This window comes from Novosphingobium sp. NBM11, from assembly GCF_015390225.1.
In the GTDB taxonomy this organism is placed as follows: Bacteria; Pseudomonadota; Alphaproteobacteria; order Sphingomonadales; family Sphingomonadaceae; genus Novosphingobium.
This window is the reverse complement of record NZ_VUOG01000001.1, coordinates 3,687,330-3,700,902: the sequence shown is the minus strand read 5'-3', so window position 1 is coordinate 3,700,902 and position 13,573 is coordinate 3,687,330. Positions and strand designations below refer to the sequence as shown.

Annotated in this window: 9 protein-coding genes and 2 pseudogenes; 3 read left to right on the top strand and 8 right to left on the bottom strand. The window is 66.4% G+C overall.

The features are described from left to right. The first annotated feature begins 122 nt into the window (after nucleotides 1–122). The 3 genes from F1640_RS17870 (at nucleotide 123) to F1640_RS17860 (ending at nucleotide 3,009) form a co-directional block, all read left to right on the top strand. Entirely contained in the window at nucleotides 123–1,043 is a 921-nt protein-coding gene (locus tag F1640_RS17870; protein ID WP_255530404.1) for a UDP-2,3-diacylglucosamine diphosphatase, read from the top strand. Next, nucleotides 1,040–2,101 (top strand): glycosyltransferase family 1 protein, encoded by a 1,062-nt coding sequence (locus tag F1640_RS17865; protein ID WP_194920476.1) that lies wholly within the window; start codon nucleotides 1,040–1,042, stop codon nucleotides 2,099–2,101. The genes F1640_RS17870 and F1640_RS17865 overlap by 4 nt, the downstream gene beginning before the upstream one ends. A gap of 101 nt (nucleotides 2,102–2,202) precedes the next feature. Continuing rightward, a complete protein-coding gene (locus F1640_RS17860) occupies nucleotides 2,203–3,009 on the top strand; it encodes an enoyl-CoA hydratase/isomerase family protein (RefSeq protein WP_194920473.1) in 807 nt (268 codons plus the stop codon). A 39-nt stretch (nucleotides 3,010–3,048) separates the two neighbouring features. Here the strand turns inward: F1640_RS17860 and F1640_RS17855 are convergent, their stop codons facing one another. From F1640_RS17855 to ahpC, 8 genes and pseudogenes are all read right to left on the bottom strand, one after another. Beyond that, on the bottom strand, nucleotides 3,049–3,858 hold the full coding sequence (locus tag F1640_RS17855; RefSeq protein ID WP_124809759.1) for an outer membrane protein assembly factor BamD: 810 nt from the start codon (nucleotides 3,856–3,858) through the stop codon (nucleotides 3,049–3,051). An 84-nt stretch (nucleotides 3,859–3,942) separates the two neighbouring features. Next, nucleotides 3,943–4,377 carry an Rrf2 family transcriptional regulator gene (locus F1640_RS17850; protein WP_124809758.1) on the bottom strand — a complete coding sequence of 145 codons (435 nt, stop codon included), beginning with the start codon at nucleotides 4,375–4,377 and terminating at the stop codon, nucleotides 3,943–3,945. Between the two features lie 56 nt (nucleotides 4,378–4,433). Continuing rightward, nucleotides 4,434–8,057, bottom strand: coding sequence for a hydantoinase B/oxoprolinase family protein (locus tag F1640_RS17845; RefSeq protein ID WP_194920471.1), 3,624 nt, complete (start codon nucleotides 8,055–8,057; stop codon nucleotides 4,434–4,436). A 148-nt stretch (nucleotides 8,058–8,205) separates the two neighbouring features. After that, a complete protein-coding gene (locus tag F1640_RS17840) occupies nucleotides 8,206–8,595 on the bottom strand; it encodes a cytochrome c family protein (protein WP_194920469.1) in 390 nt (129 codons plus the stop codon). A gap of 147 nt (nucleotides 8,596–8,742) precedes the next feature. Beyond that, nucleotides 8,743–9,204: a MarR family winged helix-turn-helix transcriptional regulator gene (locus tag F1640_RS17835; protein ID WP_194920467.1), complete on the bottom strand. Its 462-nt coding sequence runs from the start codon at nucleotides 9,202–9,204 to the stop codon at nucleotides 8,743–8,745. Between the two features lie 226 nt (nucleotides 9,205–9,430). Next, nucleotides 9,431–10,900, bottom strand: coding sequence for an ATP-binding protein (locus F1640_RS17830; protein WP_194920466.1), 1,470 nt, complete (start codon nucleotides 10,898–10,900; stop codon nucleotides 9,431–9,433). Between the two features lie 225 nt (nucleotides 10,901–11,125). Beyond that, nucleotides 11,126–12,683 (bottom strand): annotated as a pseudogene (gene ahpF, locus F1640_RS17825) (alkyl hydroperoxide reductase subunit F). 250 nt (nucleotides 12,684–12,933) lie between these two features. Then, nucleotides 12,934–13,495: pseudogene (gene ahpC, locus F1640_RS17820) on the bottom strand (alkyl hydroperoxide reductase subunit C). Nucleotides 13,496–13,573: the final 78 nt, after the last annotated feature.

The window sequence follows — 13,573 nt, the reverse complement described above, 5'->3', positions numbered from 1 at the left end:
TTCGGAAACGCGCCGTCACCATCCGTTCACGGCTTGTTTCAGCCCTGTGACACCGCGCCACACACCCGCAACCTGATTGGGGCAAGGGATTCGCTGAAAACAACCGCAAAGGAGGCACGGCCATGCCCAAGCAACGCCAAGCCAAGCCAGCGTTCCGGTCCACGTTCCAGACGGTCACCGAACTAGCCACTTCCGTTCCGGCGTGGCTCGACCTGCCCGAACCACGCGGCTTCCGGCCCAAGCGCAAGGTCCGGACGGTATGGATTTCCGACATCCACCTGGGCACGCGCGGCTGCAACGCGGCGATGCTGCTGGATTTCCTGGCCTCCATCGAATGCGAAACGCTCTACCTGGTCGGCGACATTGTCGATGGCTGGCGGCTGAAAAAGGGTTGGTACTGGCCGGATGCCCACAACGAGGTGATCCGCCGCGTGCTCAAGATGGCGCACCGCGGCACGCGCGTGGTGCTGATCGCGGGCAACCATGACGAGATGCTGCGCCCTTACGCCGGTATGAGCTTCGGCGGCGTGGAACTGGCGCTGGAGGCGATCCACACCACCGCCGACGGGCGTCGCCTGCTCGTTACCCATGGCGACGGCTTTGACGGCGTGGTGCTCTATGCCCGCTGGCTCGCGTTCCTGGGCGACAAGGCCTACGAGTTTCTGCTACGCGCGAACCGCTGGTTCAACCTGCTGCGCCGCCAGTTCAAGCTGCCCTACTGGTCGCTTTCGGCCTACCTCAAGAAACGCGTGAAGAACGCGGTCCAGTTCGTTTGCGACTTCGAGGAAGCCGTGGCGCACGCGGCGCGCGAACAGGGCGTGGACGGTGTGGTCTGCGGCCACATCCACTGCGCCGAGATCCGCCAGATCGGCGATGTGACCTACTACAACGATGGCGACTGGGTCGAAAGCTGCACCGCGCTGGTGGAAGACCACCAGGGCGCGATCTCCATCGTCGACTGGGCGGCGGAAACGCGCGAGGCGGAGATGAAGCACGGCAAGCACTCCGCCCCGTCCACCGCGCGCGAGGAGGAACCGGCATGAGAATCGCGATCTGCACCGATGCCTGGCACCCGCAGGTCAACGGCGTCGTCCGCACCTTGTCCACCACGGTGGATCGCCTGAATGCGCGCGGGCACGAGGTCGAGCTTATAACGCCCAGCCAGTTCCGCACGCTGCCCCTGCCCGGCTACAGCGAGATCCGGCTGGCGATGGCCCCGCGCTTCGGCACACGGCGCACGTTGAAGGACTTCGCGCCCGATGTTGTCCACATCGCCACCGAAGGCCCGATCGGCTGGAGCGCGCGGGGCTGGTGCAAGAGCACTGGCACGCCCTTCACCACCGCGTTCCACACCCGCTTCCCGGACTATGCGGCCGTGCGCACCGGGCTGGACGCCTCGCACTTCTGGCCGGTGATGCGCCGGTTCCACAACCATTCGCGCGCCGTGCTGGTGTCCACGCCCACGCTGGCGGGCGAACTGGCGGCGCAGGGCATCGGCCGGGCGCGCCTGTGGTCACGCGGGATCGACCGTTCGCTGTTCCATCCGCAGCACGATCCGCTGCCCGAAATGGCCGCGCTTCCCGGCCCGGTGATGCTCTACGTGGGGCGCGTGGCAATCGAGAAGAACCTGGAAGCCTTCCTCACCAGCACGGTGCCGGGCAGCAAGGTCGTGGTCGGCGACGGCCCCGATCTCGTCCGCCTGCGCGAAGCCTTCCCCGAAGCGACCTTCCTGGGCGCGCTGGCGGGCGAGCAGCTGGCGCGGGCCTATTGCTCGGCGCAAGTCTTCGTGTTCCCCAGCCGTACCGATACCTTCGGCCTCGTCATGATCGAAGCGCTGGCCTGCGGCCTGCCTGTGGCGGCCTTCCCCGTGCCGGGTCCGCTCGACATCGTGGGAGTCGACGGCCACGGCCCCGGCGGCGACCTTCCCATGCGGGTGGGCGCGCTGCGCGACAATCTGGACCACGCCATCGCCGACGCCCTGCGCTGCGACCGGCTGGGTGCCGCTGTCCATGGCGCAAGCTACAGCTGGGACCGGGCCACCGACCAGTTCCTGACGGCACTGACCGAGGCGCACCAGAAGCAGGTTCCCGCCTTCGCCTGACACATCCCCAGGAAGGGGGGAGCGCTCTAAAGACGCGCTCCCCCCTCTTCCATGATGCCCGCGCTTTCCTCTACGCTTCGCGGCAGAGAGGATTCGAATTCATGGCGGAACGCTACAACACCATCACTGTCGAAAGCCGCGGGCCGGTCGACTGGCTCACGCTGAACCGGCCCGAGGCCATGAACGCCATCTCGCTGGAGATGGTGCGCGAACTCAACGCCTATTTCGGCGGGCTGTACAACAATGGCTCCGTGCGGATCGTGGTGATGCGCGGGGCTGGCCGGGCGTTCTGCGCCGGGCTGGACATCAAGGAGCGCAGCGAGGACGAGCGCGCCGCTATTCCCTTTGGCGGCGGCTTCGGCTTCCAGGGCTATCTGGCGGATGTCTACGTCAAGATGCGACGCTGTCCGCAGCCGATCATCGCGCTGGTCCAGGGCGCGGCCTGTGGCGGCGGCTTCGCCTTCGCGCTGGCGTCCGACATTCGCATCGCTGGCGAAAGCGCCCGCATGAACGCCGCCTTCATCCGCCTGGGTCTGTCCTCGTGCGACATGGGCGTCAGCTATTTCCTGCCGCGCCTCGTCGGGGTTTCCGTGGCGTCCGAACTCATGCTGACCGGCCGCTTCATCCACGCGCCACGCGCGCTGGCGACCGGGCTGGTTTCGGAAGTGGTGCCGGACGAACGGCTGGCCGATGTGGCACAGAGCTATGTCGATGAAATGCTGATGGCTTCGCCGAAGGGCCTGCGCATGACCAAGGAAGGGCTCAACCTCGCGGTCGATGCCCCCAGCCTCGAAGCGGCGATGGCGATCGAGAATCGCAACCAGATCATCACGTCGAGCAGCCCGAACTTCGCAGAAGGGATGCGCGCCTTCCTCGAAAAGCGCAAACCGGTCTACGTTCCGGACTGAGCAAGGCTCCGGGGCGGGCTCACCCGCTCCGGATCGCGATCAGGCCGCGTTGGCGCCGGGGGCCTTGCTGTTCATCAGGCGATAGGCCTTCTGATACCATTCGCTGCCGGGATAGTTGTTGCCCAGCACCGCCGCCGCCTTCTGCGCTTCTTCCGGCACGCCGAGGGCCAGATAGCTTTCGACCAGGCGATAGAGCGCTTCGGGCGTGTGGCTGGTCTGCTGATACTTGTCGACCACCACGCGGAACCGCAGGGTGCCCGCCAGCCACTTGCCGCTGCGCTGGTAGAAGCGGCCGATCTCCATTTCCTTGCCGGCAAGGTGATCGTTCACCAGGTCCATCTTCAGCCGCGCATCGGTGGCATAATCGGTATTCGGGAAACGGCGCATCACTTCGTTGAGCGCGGTCTGCGCCTGCAAGGTGATCTTCTGATCGCGCGTCACGTCGCTGATCTGTTCGTAATAGCACAGCGCGATCAGGTAATAGGCGTAGGGCGCGTCCTTGTTGCCGGGGTGAATCGACAGGAAGCGCTGGGCCGATTGCGTCGCCTTGGCGTAATCGCGCGCGGCGTAGTAGCTGAACGCGCTCATCAGCTGCGCGCGGCGCGCCCAGGGCGAATAGGGATGCTGGCGCTCCACTTCGTCGAACAGCGCCGCCGCCTGCTTGGCGTTGCCCTGATCCAGCCGTTCCTTGGCCGCCATGTAGAGCGTATCGACGTCCCGCGCGACATAGGCCACGTCCTTCTTGGAACGCGCGCCGCCGGCGCAACCGGCGGTCAGCCCAAGGGCGGCGGTGGCGGCGGCGAGAACGGCAATCCGCAGCGGGGTGCGGCCATGGGCGATAAACGTCATGGCAGCCCTATAGCCAGCGCCCCCATGAACGCCAAGTGAAGTTGTGCATGCATCGATTTCAGGATGTGACGGCGCACGCGAAGATCACGCGTCCTCGAACGGCGGGATCACCGGAATCGGATCGGCCAGCGTGATCCGGTCCAGCATCGCCGCCATTTCATCGCGCAACTGAAGCATCAGGCCGCGCAGCCGGCATTCCGCCTCCGGCAGGCAGTTCGTGCAGGTTTCGTGCGCGTTGCGGCTGGCGCAGGGCACCAGCGCAAGACTGCCGCGCGTCAGGCGGATGATGTCGCCATAGCGGATGTCCACCGGCGGCAGGGCCAGTTCGTATCCCCCTTCGCGCCCGCGCTGCGAAACGACGATTCCCTCGCGCGCCATTTCCGACAGAATCACGGTCAGGAACTTGCGCGGGATGTTCTGCGCATCGGCAATCGCATCCAGCCGCACCGGCCCCTGTCCGAAGGTATCGGCAAGATGCTGCAAGGCCCTGATGGTGTAGCGCGTCTTCTGCGAGAGCATGGAGACACAAAACCGTCTCGCACACGAAAGTCAATCGCAGCGGTAGAAAACCTTGCCTAATCCACGACAACTTCGTCCGGCGGACCGTAACCGCCACCGCCCGGCGTCTCGATCACGAACACGTCACCCGGTTCCATCGCGGCAGACGCGGTGGCGGGCAGGTGTTCGACACGCCCGTCCGCCCGCTCGATCCGGTTGTACCCGGGTTGTCCGTCCGCGCCGCCATGCAGGCCGAATGGCGGCGCGACCCGGCGGTTGGAAAGAATGCCCGCCTCCATCGCTTCGAGAAAGCGCACTCTCCGCACCGCGCCATCGCCGCCGCGATGATGGCCGGCCCCGCCCGATCCGCGCCGGATGGAAAACTCCTCCAGCAGCACCGGGAAGCGGGTTTCCAGCACTTCGGGATCGGTCAGGCGGCTGTTGGTCATGTGCGTCTGCACCACCGCCGTTCCGTCGAAATCCGGCCCGGCGCCCGATCCGCCGGCGATCGTCTCGTAATACTGGTGGCGCGCATTGCCGAAGGTGAAGTTGTTCATCGTCCCCTGTGCGCCCGCCATCGCCCCCAGCGCGCCGAACAGCGCGTCGGTCACCACCTGGCTGGTCTCGACATTCCCCGCCACCACCGCAGCGGGCGCTTGCGGGCGCAGCATCGATCCTGCGGGCACCACCACGGTCAGCGGACGCAGGCACCCTTCGTTCATCGGCACCGCATCGTCGATCAGCGTGCGCACCACATAGAGCACGGCGGCGCGCACGACCGGCAGCGGCGCGTTGAAATTGTCGCCCAGTTGCGGGCTGGAGCCGGTGAAATCGATCTTGGCATGGCGGGCCGCGCGATCGATCGCCACGCTGACAGAGACCTGCGCGCCGTTGTCCATCGCATAGGTGAAGCGCCCGTCGGCCAGCCGGTCGAGCAGCGCGCGCACGGCGGCCTCGGCGTGATCCTGCACGTGGCCCATATAGGCATCGACCACCGCCCTGCCCTGCTCCGCGGCGATTCGCCGCAGCTCCGAGGCTCCCCGCGCGCAGGACGCGACCTGCGCCTTCAGGTCCGCGATGTTCTGGTCCACGTTGCGCGAAGGCCAGCGCCCGGACGATAGGCGCGCGCGCAGATCCGCCTCGCGCAACTGCCCCTCGTCCACCAGAAGCACGTTGTCGAGCAGCACGCCCTCCTCGTCCAGCGTGCGGCTGCCCGGTGGCATCGATCCGGGCGCGATCCCGCCGATGTCCGCGTGATGGCCGCGCGCGGCAACGAACCAGGCCGGCGCCGCATCGCTCTCTTCGGCAAACACCGGCATCACCACCGTCACGTCGGGCAGATGGGTGCCGCCATCATACGGCGCGTTGAGGACATAGGCATCGCCGGGGCGCAGCCCGCGCCCGTCCCGCCCCTGCCCGCGCCGGGCCAGCACGGTGCGCACGCTTTCGCCCATCGATCCCAGATGCACCGGCATGTGCGGCGCGTTGGCGATCAGGCTGCCGTCCCGGTCGAACAGCGCGCAGGAGAAATCGAGCCGCTCGCGAATGTTGACGGACGAAGCGCTGTGCTGGAGCGCCGCGCCCATTTCCTCGGCTACGGCCATGAACAGCCCGGTCATGATCTCCAGCCGCACCGGATCGAGCGCGGTATCCGCCGCACGGTCCACCGCGCGCGGTTGTGCCCGGCGCAGGATAAGATTGCCGATGGCATCGACTTCGACGCGCCAGCCCGGCTCGACCACCGTGGTCGATACCGGATCGACGATCAGCGCCGGCCCGTCTGCCGCGAAACCGACGGCCAGATCCTCGCGCCGGTAGAGCGGCGTGGCATGGCGTTCGCCGGCGGTGAACATCGAAACGGTGCCGGCTGGCGGCTCCGAGCGTTCGGGCAGGACGGCCACCGGGAGGTCGGCATGGTCCGAGGCGGCCACCGCCTCGACCCGCACCGCTTCCGCCATGATCCCGCCTTCGGGCGCAAAGCCGAAGCGGTGCTGCCAGTCCGCCGCGAAGGCGGTTTGCATCGCCTCAAGCGGGGCATGGGCCACCTCGATCGTGTTCTCGGTCCCCTGCGGCCGCAGATGCAGCGTCACCTCGCGGCGCAAGGTGGCCCGCCCGCCATTGCCGGCGACCAGTTCCGCCTCCGCCGCGTCCCCCAGCAGATCGACCGTGTGGGCGATGGCGGCCGCACCCTCCGCATCCAGCAGGCACCCCAGCGTGGCCTCGCGCACCGCGCGCCGGTCGGCCAGGCCCATGCCATAGGCGGAAAGCACGCTCGCCAGCGGATGGCACTGCACGGTATCGATCCCCAGCGCATCCGCCACCAGGCAGGCATGCTGCCCGCCCGCGCCGCCAAAGCAGGCCAGCGTGGCACGCGTGACGTCATGGCCCCGCCGCACGGAAATCGCCTTGATCGCGTTGGCCATATTGGCAACGGCAATGCGCAGGAACCCTTCGGCCGCCTCCTCGGGCGAAACCGCGCGCCCGGTAGCCGCGTGGACGTGCGCGGTCAGTTCGGCGAAGCGGCGTTCCACCGCGTCGCGATCGAGCGGTTCGTTGCCATCCGGCCCGAACACATGCGGGAAATGATCGGGCTGCAACTTGCCCAGCAACAGGTTGCAGTCGGTGACCGCGAGCGGGCCGCCGCGCCGGTAACACGCCGGCCCCGGAACCGCGCCGGCCGATTCCGGACCGACCAGGAATCGCGTGCCGTCGAACCGGCAGATCGAACCGCCTCCCGCCGCCACGGTATGAATGCGCATCATCGGGGCGCGGATGCGCGATCCCGCCACCCGCGCCTCGACCTCGCGCTCGTAGCTGCCGGCGTAGTAGGAAACGTCGGTCGAGGTGCCGCCCATGTCGAAGCCCACGACTTGCGCGAAACCCGCCGCTTTCGCCGTGGCCGCCATGCCGACGATGCCCCCGGCCGGGCCGGAAAGCACCGCGTCCTTGCCGTGGAACGCTTCGCCGGCAGCCAGCCCGCCACTCGATTGCATGTAAAGCGCCGCGACTGCCGGCCCCAGCCCCGCTTCGAGGCCAGCGACATAGCGGCGCAGGACAGGCGAGAGATAGGCATCGACCACCGTCGTATCGCCCCGCGCGATCAGCTTGATCAGCGGGGCCACGCGATGGCTGACCGAAATCTGCCCGAACCCCACCTCCGCCGCGATGCGGGCGAGCGCCCCCTCGTGCGCCGGATACTTCCAGCTATGCATCAACACGATCGCGATGGAACGCAGCCCGCGATCGAACGCGGATTGCAGCGCGGCGCGGGCACGATCTTCGTCCAGCGCGACCAGCACCGTGCCATCGGCCATGATCCGCTCGGCGATTTCCACGGCTTGCGCGAACAAGGGCACCGGAAGATCGATCTTTCGCGCGAAGATGTCGGGCCGTTCCTGCGTGCCGATGCGCAGGGCATCGCCAAACCCGCGCGTGATCGCCAGCAGCGTCGGCTCCCCCTTGCGTTCGAGCAGGGCGTTGGTGGCCACGGTCGTGCCCAGCCGCAGTTCGGCTGGCGGCAGTGCCGTTCCCGCGCGCGCGCCAGTCAACCGACGCATCGCCTCGACGGCCGCATCGTCATAGCGGCCGGTATCTTCGGACAGGAGTTTTGCGCGGTGCAACGCACCATCGGGCGCTATCGCCACGACATCGGTGAAGGTGCCGCCGCGATCGACCCAGAATCGCCAGGTGTCTTCAGTCACGCGCCCGCCTTAGCCGCTTGAAATCCGGCTGGCACTATCCGCGTCCGATCGTTCGCTGTCGGGACACGCGCCCAAACCAGCCAAACCGGGTACAAACGCAAGCGGCCCGGCGCTGACGCACCGGGCCGCTCAGGCATTCCTCGATGGATCAGCGCGCGGCCTGTTGCAGATAGGCAATCAGGTCCGCGCGATCCTGCGGATTGGGGAGGCCGGCAAAGGCCATGCGCGTGCCCGGCACGTAACGGGTGGGCGAGGTGAGGAAGGCATCGAGCGTGGTCTTGTTCCACGTCACGTTCTTGGCCTTCATCTGCGCCGAATAGTTAAAATTCGCCATTGCGGCGGACTTGCGGCCGACGATGCCTTTCAGCGACGGTCCCAGGCGCGTGGCGCCGGTATTGAGATCGTGGCAGGCAGCGCAACGGGCGAACACGGTACGACCGCGCCCCGCGTCACCAGCAGGCCCGGAAGGAGCAGCCGATGCAGCCGACGCGGCGATACCAACGGCGGCCAGACCGGCCATCACGGCAACAAACTTCATCAACGCACTCCCCAAAAATGCCTTGTGGCTAAAATGCTTCGTGGCCAAACTGCCCCGGCGGGGCTGACCCGCGCATGAACGGATACAACGGCTTGGCTGCGTTGCCTAAACCCTATTCAGCGATTTTCGCAAGCGGGCAGTCCGCCCTCAGTCCTTGGCGGGCGCCGACGCGCAGACTTTGATGATCAGACGGAACAGTTCCGCGCGTTCGTCGTCCGAAAGGCAGGCAGTCAGTTCCCGTTCGTGCGCGGCAATGATCTCGCGCGCTTGTTCCAACACCCGCTCACCATCCTCGGTGATCCACAGCCCGCCGGCACGACGATCCAACTTCGATGGCTCGTTCACCACGTAGCCGTTCTTGGTCAATTGCCGCACAAACTGGTGAACCGTGGGCCGTTCGATCTGGAAAAAGCGCGAAAGGTCCGATTGCTTCACCCCGGGATTGGCGTTTGTCAGCCACAGGATGGCAACCTGCTTGGGCGTAACCTTCAGGACATCCAGCTGCCGTTCCAGCCGCGAGATGAACAGAGAATTGGCGGTTCCGATATGGACGCCCAGAATGGCGTCCATCCCGTCAACCAGCAGCCCCGCCGCTGTTCCCGACGCCATGGTCACTTCCGAAGCCAACGATCCGATACCTTTCCAGCCGCGCCATCCTTAACGAACGATACGGAACAAAACCGCCGTTTCATTAGGGTCACGAAGTGTTTTACGCAAAGCCTTTTGCGCCGCACACAGGTCCACAGGACGAAATCCGCATCATTTCAGCACGATCCGGATGCATTTGCGAATGCCGAAAACAGCGTCGTCCCATCTACCGTGCGATAGCGAAGGGTCAGGCTGCCATCGGCGCGGTAGTCAAGCCCAGTTCCGGAATGCCGATGGAACGACGCCCACCGTAATCGGTACGAACCACGATCAGGCCGCTGCGTTCGAGATGTTCGAGCAGACGGCGGATGCGCCCCGGCGAACGGGTGCCATAGACTTCGGCCAGCTTGTCGTCATCGGGGCATGGTGTGCCCTCCGCCGCCGCGCGCGCCAGCACCAAGAACGGGGCGAGCAGGTCGTCGGGCACGTCGCGCCCGATGCGCAACACGTCCTGCCAGCGCGGCTCGCTATCGTCGGCAATGCCGGCCACTGCCATCGCGAAACGCCGCCGGAACGCCGCCAGATCGATGCCCGTGTCGCCCAGCCGCTGCATCCGGCAGCGCACGGTGAAATCCTGGAAAAGCTGCGCCGCGGGCTGAAACGTGCAGTCCGGCTCCAGCGCCATCTCGGCCAGGATCGCGGCCACGTCGGCGGCGGTTTCCTCCTGTGCGAACAGGCTGGGTTCGGCGGGCGGATCGACCTGATCCGCGGCCGGCACATAGCCCTCGATCCGTTCGAGCAGTTCGCCGCTTTCGACCGGCTCGGCCTCCGGTTCGGGCGCGCGCGGCAGGGCTTCCATCGCCAGCGGTTCGGCCAGCAGCAGCGATTCCATGTCCTGCCCGGAAGCCGAAGGCAGCGGCATCAGCCCCTGCACCACGTTGCGCGCGCGGGTCTGCACCTCGCCGATGCGGACGCCCACCGGGCGGCGGCAGATGGCGGGGCCAAGCCCCAGGAAATGCCCCCGCTCCAGATCGCGGATCTGTTCGGCCTGGCGCCGCTCCATGCCGAGCAGGTCGGCCGCGCGCGCCATGTCGATGTCGAGAAAGGTGCGCCCCATCAGGAAGTTGGAAGCCTCGGCCGCCACGTTCTTGGCCAGCTTGGCCAGCCGTTGCGTGGCGATCACCCCGGCCAGGCCGCGCTTGCGGCCCCGGCACATCAGGTTGGTCATCGCCGCCAGCGACAGGCGGCGCACTTCGTCGGTCACGTCGCCCGCGGCCGCGGGGGCGAACATCTGCGCCTCGTCCACCACCACCAGCGCGGGATACCATTCGTCGCGCGGCGCATCGAACAGCGTGTTGAGGAACACCGCCGCACACCGCATCTGCGCTTCCAGTTCCAGCCCGTCGAGCGCCAGGATCACCGAGGCGCGATGCTTGCGGATGCGTGCGGCGAGCTTGGCGATCTCCGCCTGATCGTAAGCCGATCCATCGACCACGACATGCCCGAACGGCTCAGCCAGCGTGACGAAATCGCCTTCCGGATCGATCACCACCTGCTGGACCAGCGCGGCGCTTTCCTCCAGCATCCGGCGCAGCAGGTGCGACTTGCCGGACCCGGAATTGCCCTGCACGAGCAGGCGGGTCGCCAGCAGTTCCTCGACATCGATCCGGACAGGGGCGCCGGACCGGTCGGCGCCGATGATGATGGATGCGCTCACGCCGTGGCTGTGGCCGGGCGGACCTGAGTCGGCAAGGCCGATGGGGCGATTTGCTGTAGAAAGGTGGGTGCCTTGCTTGCCCAGCCCCTTCCCTCACACGTCGCTCCAGCGAACGCTGGGACCTCAGGCCTTTGCAGGAAAACCGTCGTTAGGTGGAACCCAGCCGCCCGTCGCCCCAGCGTTCGCTGGGACGACGGTTTGCATGCACCATAACGACGGCTTCCATCAATGCCGGATCAGGTAATCGAACGCGGAAAGCGCCGCCTTCGAACCTTCGCCCATGGCGATAACGATCTGCTTGTAAGGCACTGTCGTCGCGTCGCCCGCCGCGAACACGCCCGCTGCGCTGGTCTCGCCACGCGCGTCGATCTCGATCTCGCCGCGGTTGGTCAGCGCCACCGAATGGTCGAGCCATTCGGTGTTGGGGACAAGGCCTATCTGCACGAAGATGCCTTCCAGCACGATTTCGTGAACTTCCTCGGACTTGCGATCGCGATACTTGAGACCGGTCACCTTGTCGCCATTGCCCAGCACTTCGGTGGTCAGGGCCGAGGTGATCACGGTCACGTTGGGCAGGCTGTTCAGCTTGGCCTGAAGCACCGCGTCGGCGCGCAACTGGCTGTCGAACTCGATCAGCGTGACGTGGGCAACGATGCCCGCCAGGTCGATCGCCGCCTCGACGCCCGAATTGCCGCCGCCGATCACCGCCGTGCGCTTGCCCTTGAACAGCGGGCCATCGCAGTGGGGGCAATAGGCGACGCCCTTGTTGCGGTATTCGTCTTCGCCGGGCACGCCCATCTGGCGCCAGCGCGCGCCGGTCGAAAGGATCACCGTCTTCGCCTTCAGGCTGGCGCCGCTTTCAAGCTGCACCTCGGCCAGCCCGCCATTGAGCGGGGGCACCAGCTTCACCGCCTTTTGCACGTTCATCACGTCCACGTCGTATTCCTTGACGTGTTGTTCGAGATGCGCGGCCAGCTTCGGCCCTTCGGTGTGCGGCACCGAGATGAAGTTCTCGATCGCCATGGTATCGAGCACCTGCCCGCCGAAGCGTTCGGCGACGACACCCGTGCGGATGCCCTTGCGCGCGGCATAGATCGCCGCGGGCCGCGCCGGCGGGTCCGCCGCCGACGACCAGCACGTCGAACGGCTCCTTGGCGGCGATCTTTTCCGCTGCCCGCGCCGCCAAACCGGTATCCAGCTTCGCCACGATCTGCGCCAGGTCCATCCGCCCCGATCCGAACGGTTCGCCGTTGAGGAACACCGTCGGCACGGCCATGATCTTGCGGCGTTCGACCTCGTCCTGGAACACGGCGCCGTCGATCGCGACGTGCGTCACGTTCGGGTTGAGCGCGGCCATGATGTTCAGCGCCTGCACCACATCGGGGCAGTTCTGGCAGGTCAGCGAGAAGAACGTCTCGAAGTGCAGCGGCCCTTCCAGCGCGCGCACCTGATCGAGCAGTTCGGCATCTTCCTTGGGCGGATGGCCGCCCACGTGCAGCAGCGCCAGGATCAGCGAGGTGAACTCGTGCCCCATAGGCAGGCCGGCGAAGACCGCTTCCGCCCTGCCTTCGTCGGCGCGGATCGCGAACGAGGGCTTGCGCGCATCCGTGCCGTCGAAGCGGGCGGTCACCTTGTCGGACTGCGCGGCGATTTCCTCGACGAGGCTGCGCGTTTCGGCCGACTTGGCACTGTCATCCAGGCTGGCGACCAACTCGATCGGGCGGCGCAGGTTGCCGAGATAGGCTTTCAACTGGCCAGTGGTAGCGGCATCGAGAATAGGCATGGCGGTTCTCTTCAGACAGGTGGATGCTTCGCCCGGGATCGCGCGGATGCCGGGAGGCGGAAATGAACGGCGGGAGGCGCTCGGGGGAAACGCTGGGTTCCCGTAGCCCTGAGCTTGCCGAAGAACTGCCTTGGAACGGCAATTCTCGGGAAAGCTCAGGACGGGCGGATCATGCAGGGCACGCCGATCTCCGGTAGAAAGGTCTCGATGAAGAGGGTGGCCGGACGGGAAACCCGCCCGGCCCAACCCATCAGATCTTGCCGACGAGGTCGATCGAAGGAGCCAGCGTTTCGGCGCCTTCTTCCCACTTGGCCGGGCAGACCTGGCCGGGGTTTTCACGCCAGTACTTGGCAGCCTTGATCTTGCGCACCAGTTCGCTCGCATTGCGGCCCACGCCCTCGGGCGTGATTTCGACGAGCTGGATCACGCCATCCGGATCGACGACGAAAGTGCCGCGATCGGCAGGCCAACGCCCACGCGCAGGATGTCGAAGTTGTTCGACAGGTCATGGTTCTGATCGCCCAGCATGTAGTACTGGATCTTGCCGATCGCCGGCGAGGTGTCGGCCCAGGCCTTGTGCGAAAAATGCGTGTCGGTCGAAACCGAGTACACTTCGACGCCCAGACCTGAAGCTCGGCATACTTGTCGGCAAGGTCTTCCAGCTCGGTCGGGCAGACGAACGTGAAGTCCGCCGGATAGAAGAAGAACACGCCCCACTTGCCCTTCACGTCGGCGTCGGTAACGGTTTCGAACTTGCCCTGGCGATAAGCCTCGGCTTTGAACGGCTTAAGCGTGGTTCCGATCAGAGACATGACAGACGATTTCCTTCTGATTCGTCGTTGGTAACTGGATACGAGGGTGAGCTAGCGACTCCCCTTCGCAATTTCCAA

Bases quoted from the DNA above. Each gene is read 5' to 3' on its own strand.
- F1640_RS17870 (WP_255530404.1), top strand. From the start codon at position 123: ATGCCCAAGCAACGCCAAGCCAAGCCAGCGTTCCGGTCCACGTTCCAG.
- F1640_RS17865 (WP_194920476.1), top strand. From the start codon at position 1,040: ATGAGAATCGCGATCTGCACCGATGCCTGGCACCCGCAGGTCAACGGC.
- F1640_RS17860 (WP_194920473.1), top strand. From the start codon at position 2,203: ATGGCGGAACGCTACAACACCATCACTGTCGAAAGCCGCGGGCCGGTC.
- F1640_RS17855 (WP_124809759.1), bottom strand. From the start codon at position 3,858: ATGACGTTTATCGCCCATGGCCGCACCCCGCTGCGGATTGCCGTTCTC.
- F1640_RS17850 (WP_124809758.1), bottom strand. From the start codon at position 4,377: ATGCTCTCGCAGAAGACGCGCTACACCATCAGGGCCTTGCAGCATCTT.
- F1640_RS17840 (WP_194920469.1), bottom strand. From the start codon at position 8,595: ATGAAGTTTGTTGCCGTGATGGCCGGTCTGGCCGCCGTTGGTATCGCC.
- F1640_RS17835 (WP_194920467.1), bottom strand. From the start codon at position 9,204: ATGGCGTCGGGAACAGCGGCGGGGCTGCTGGTTGACGGGATGGACGCC.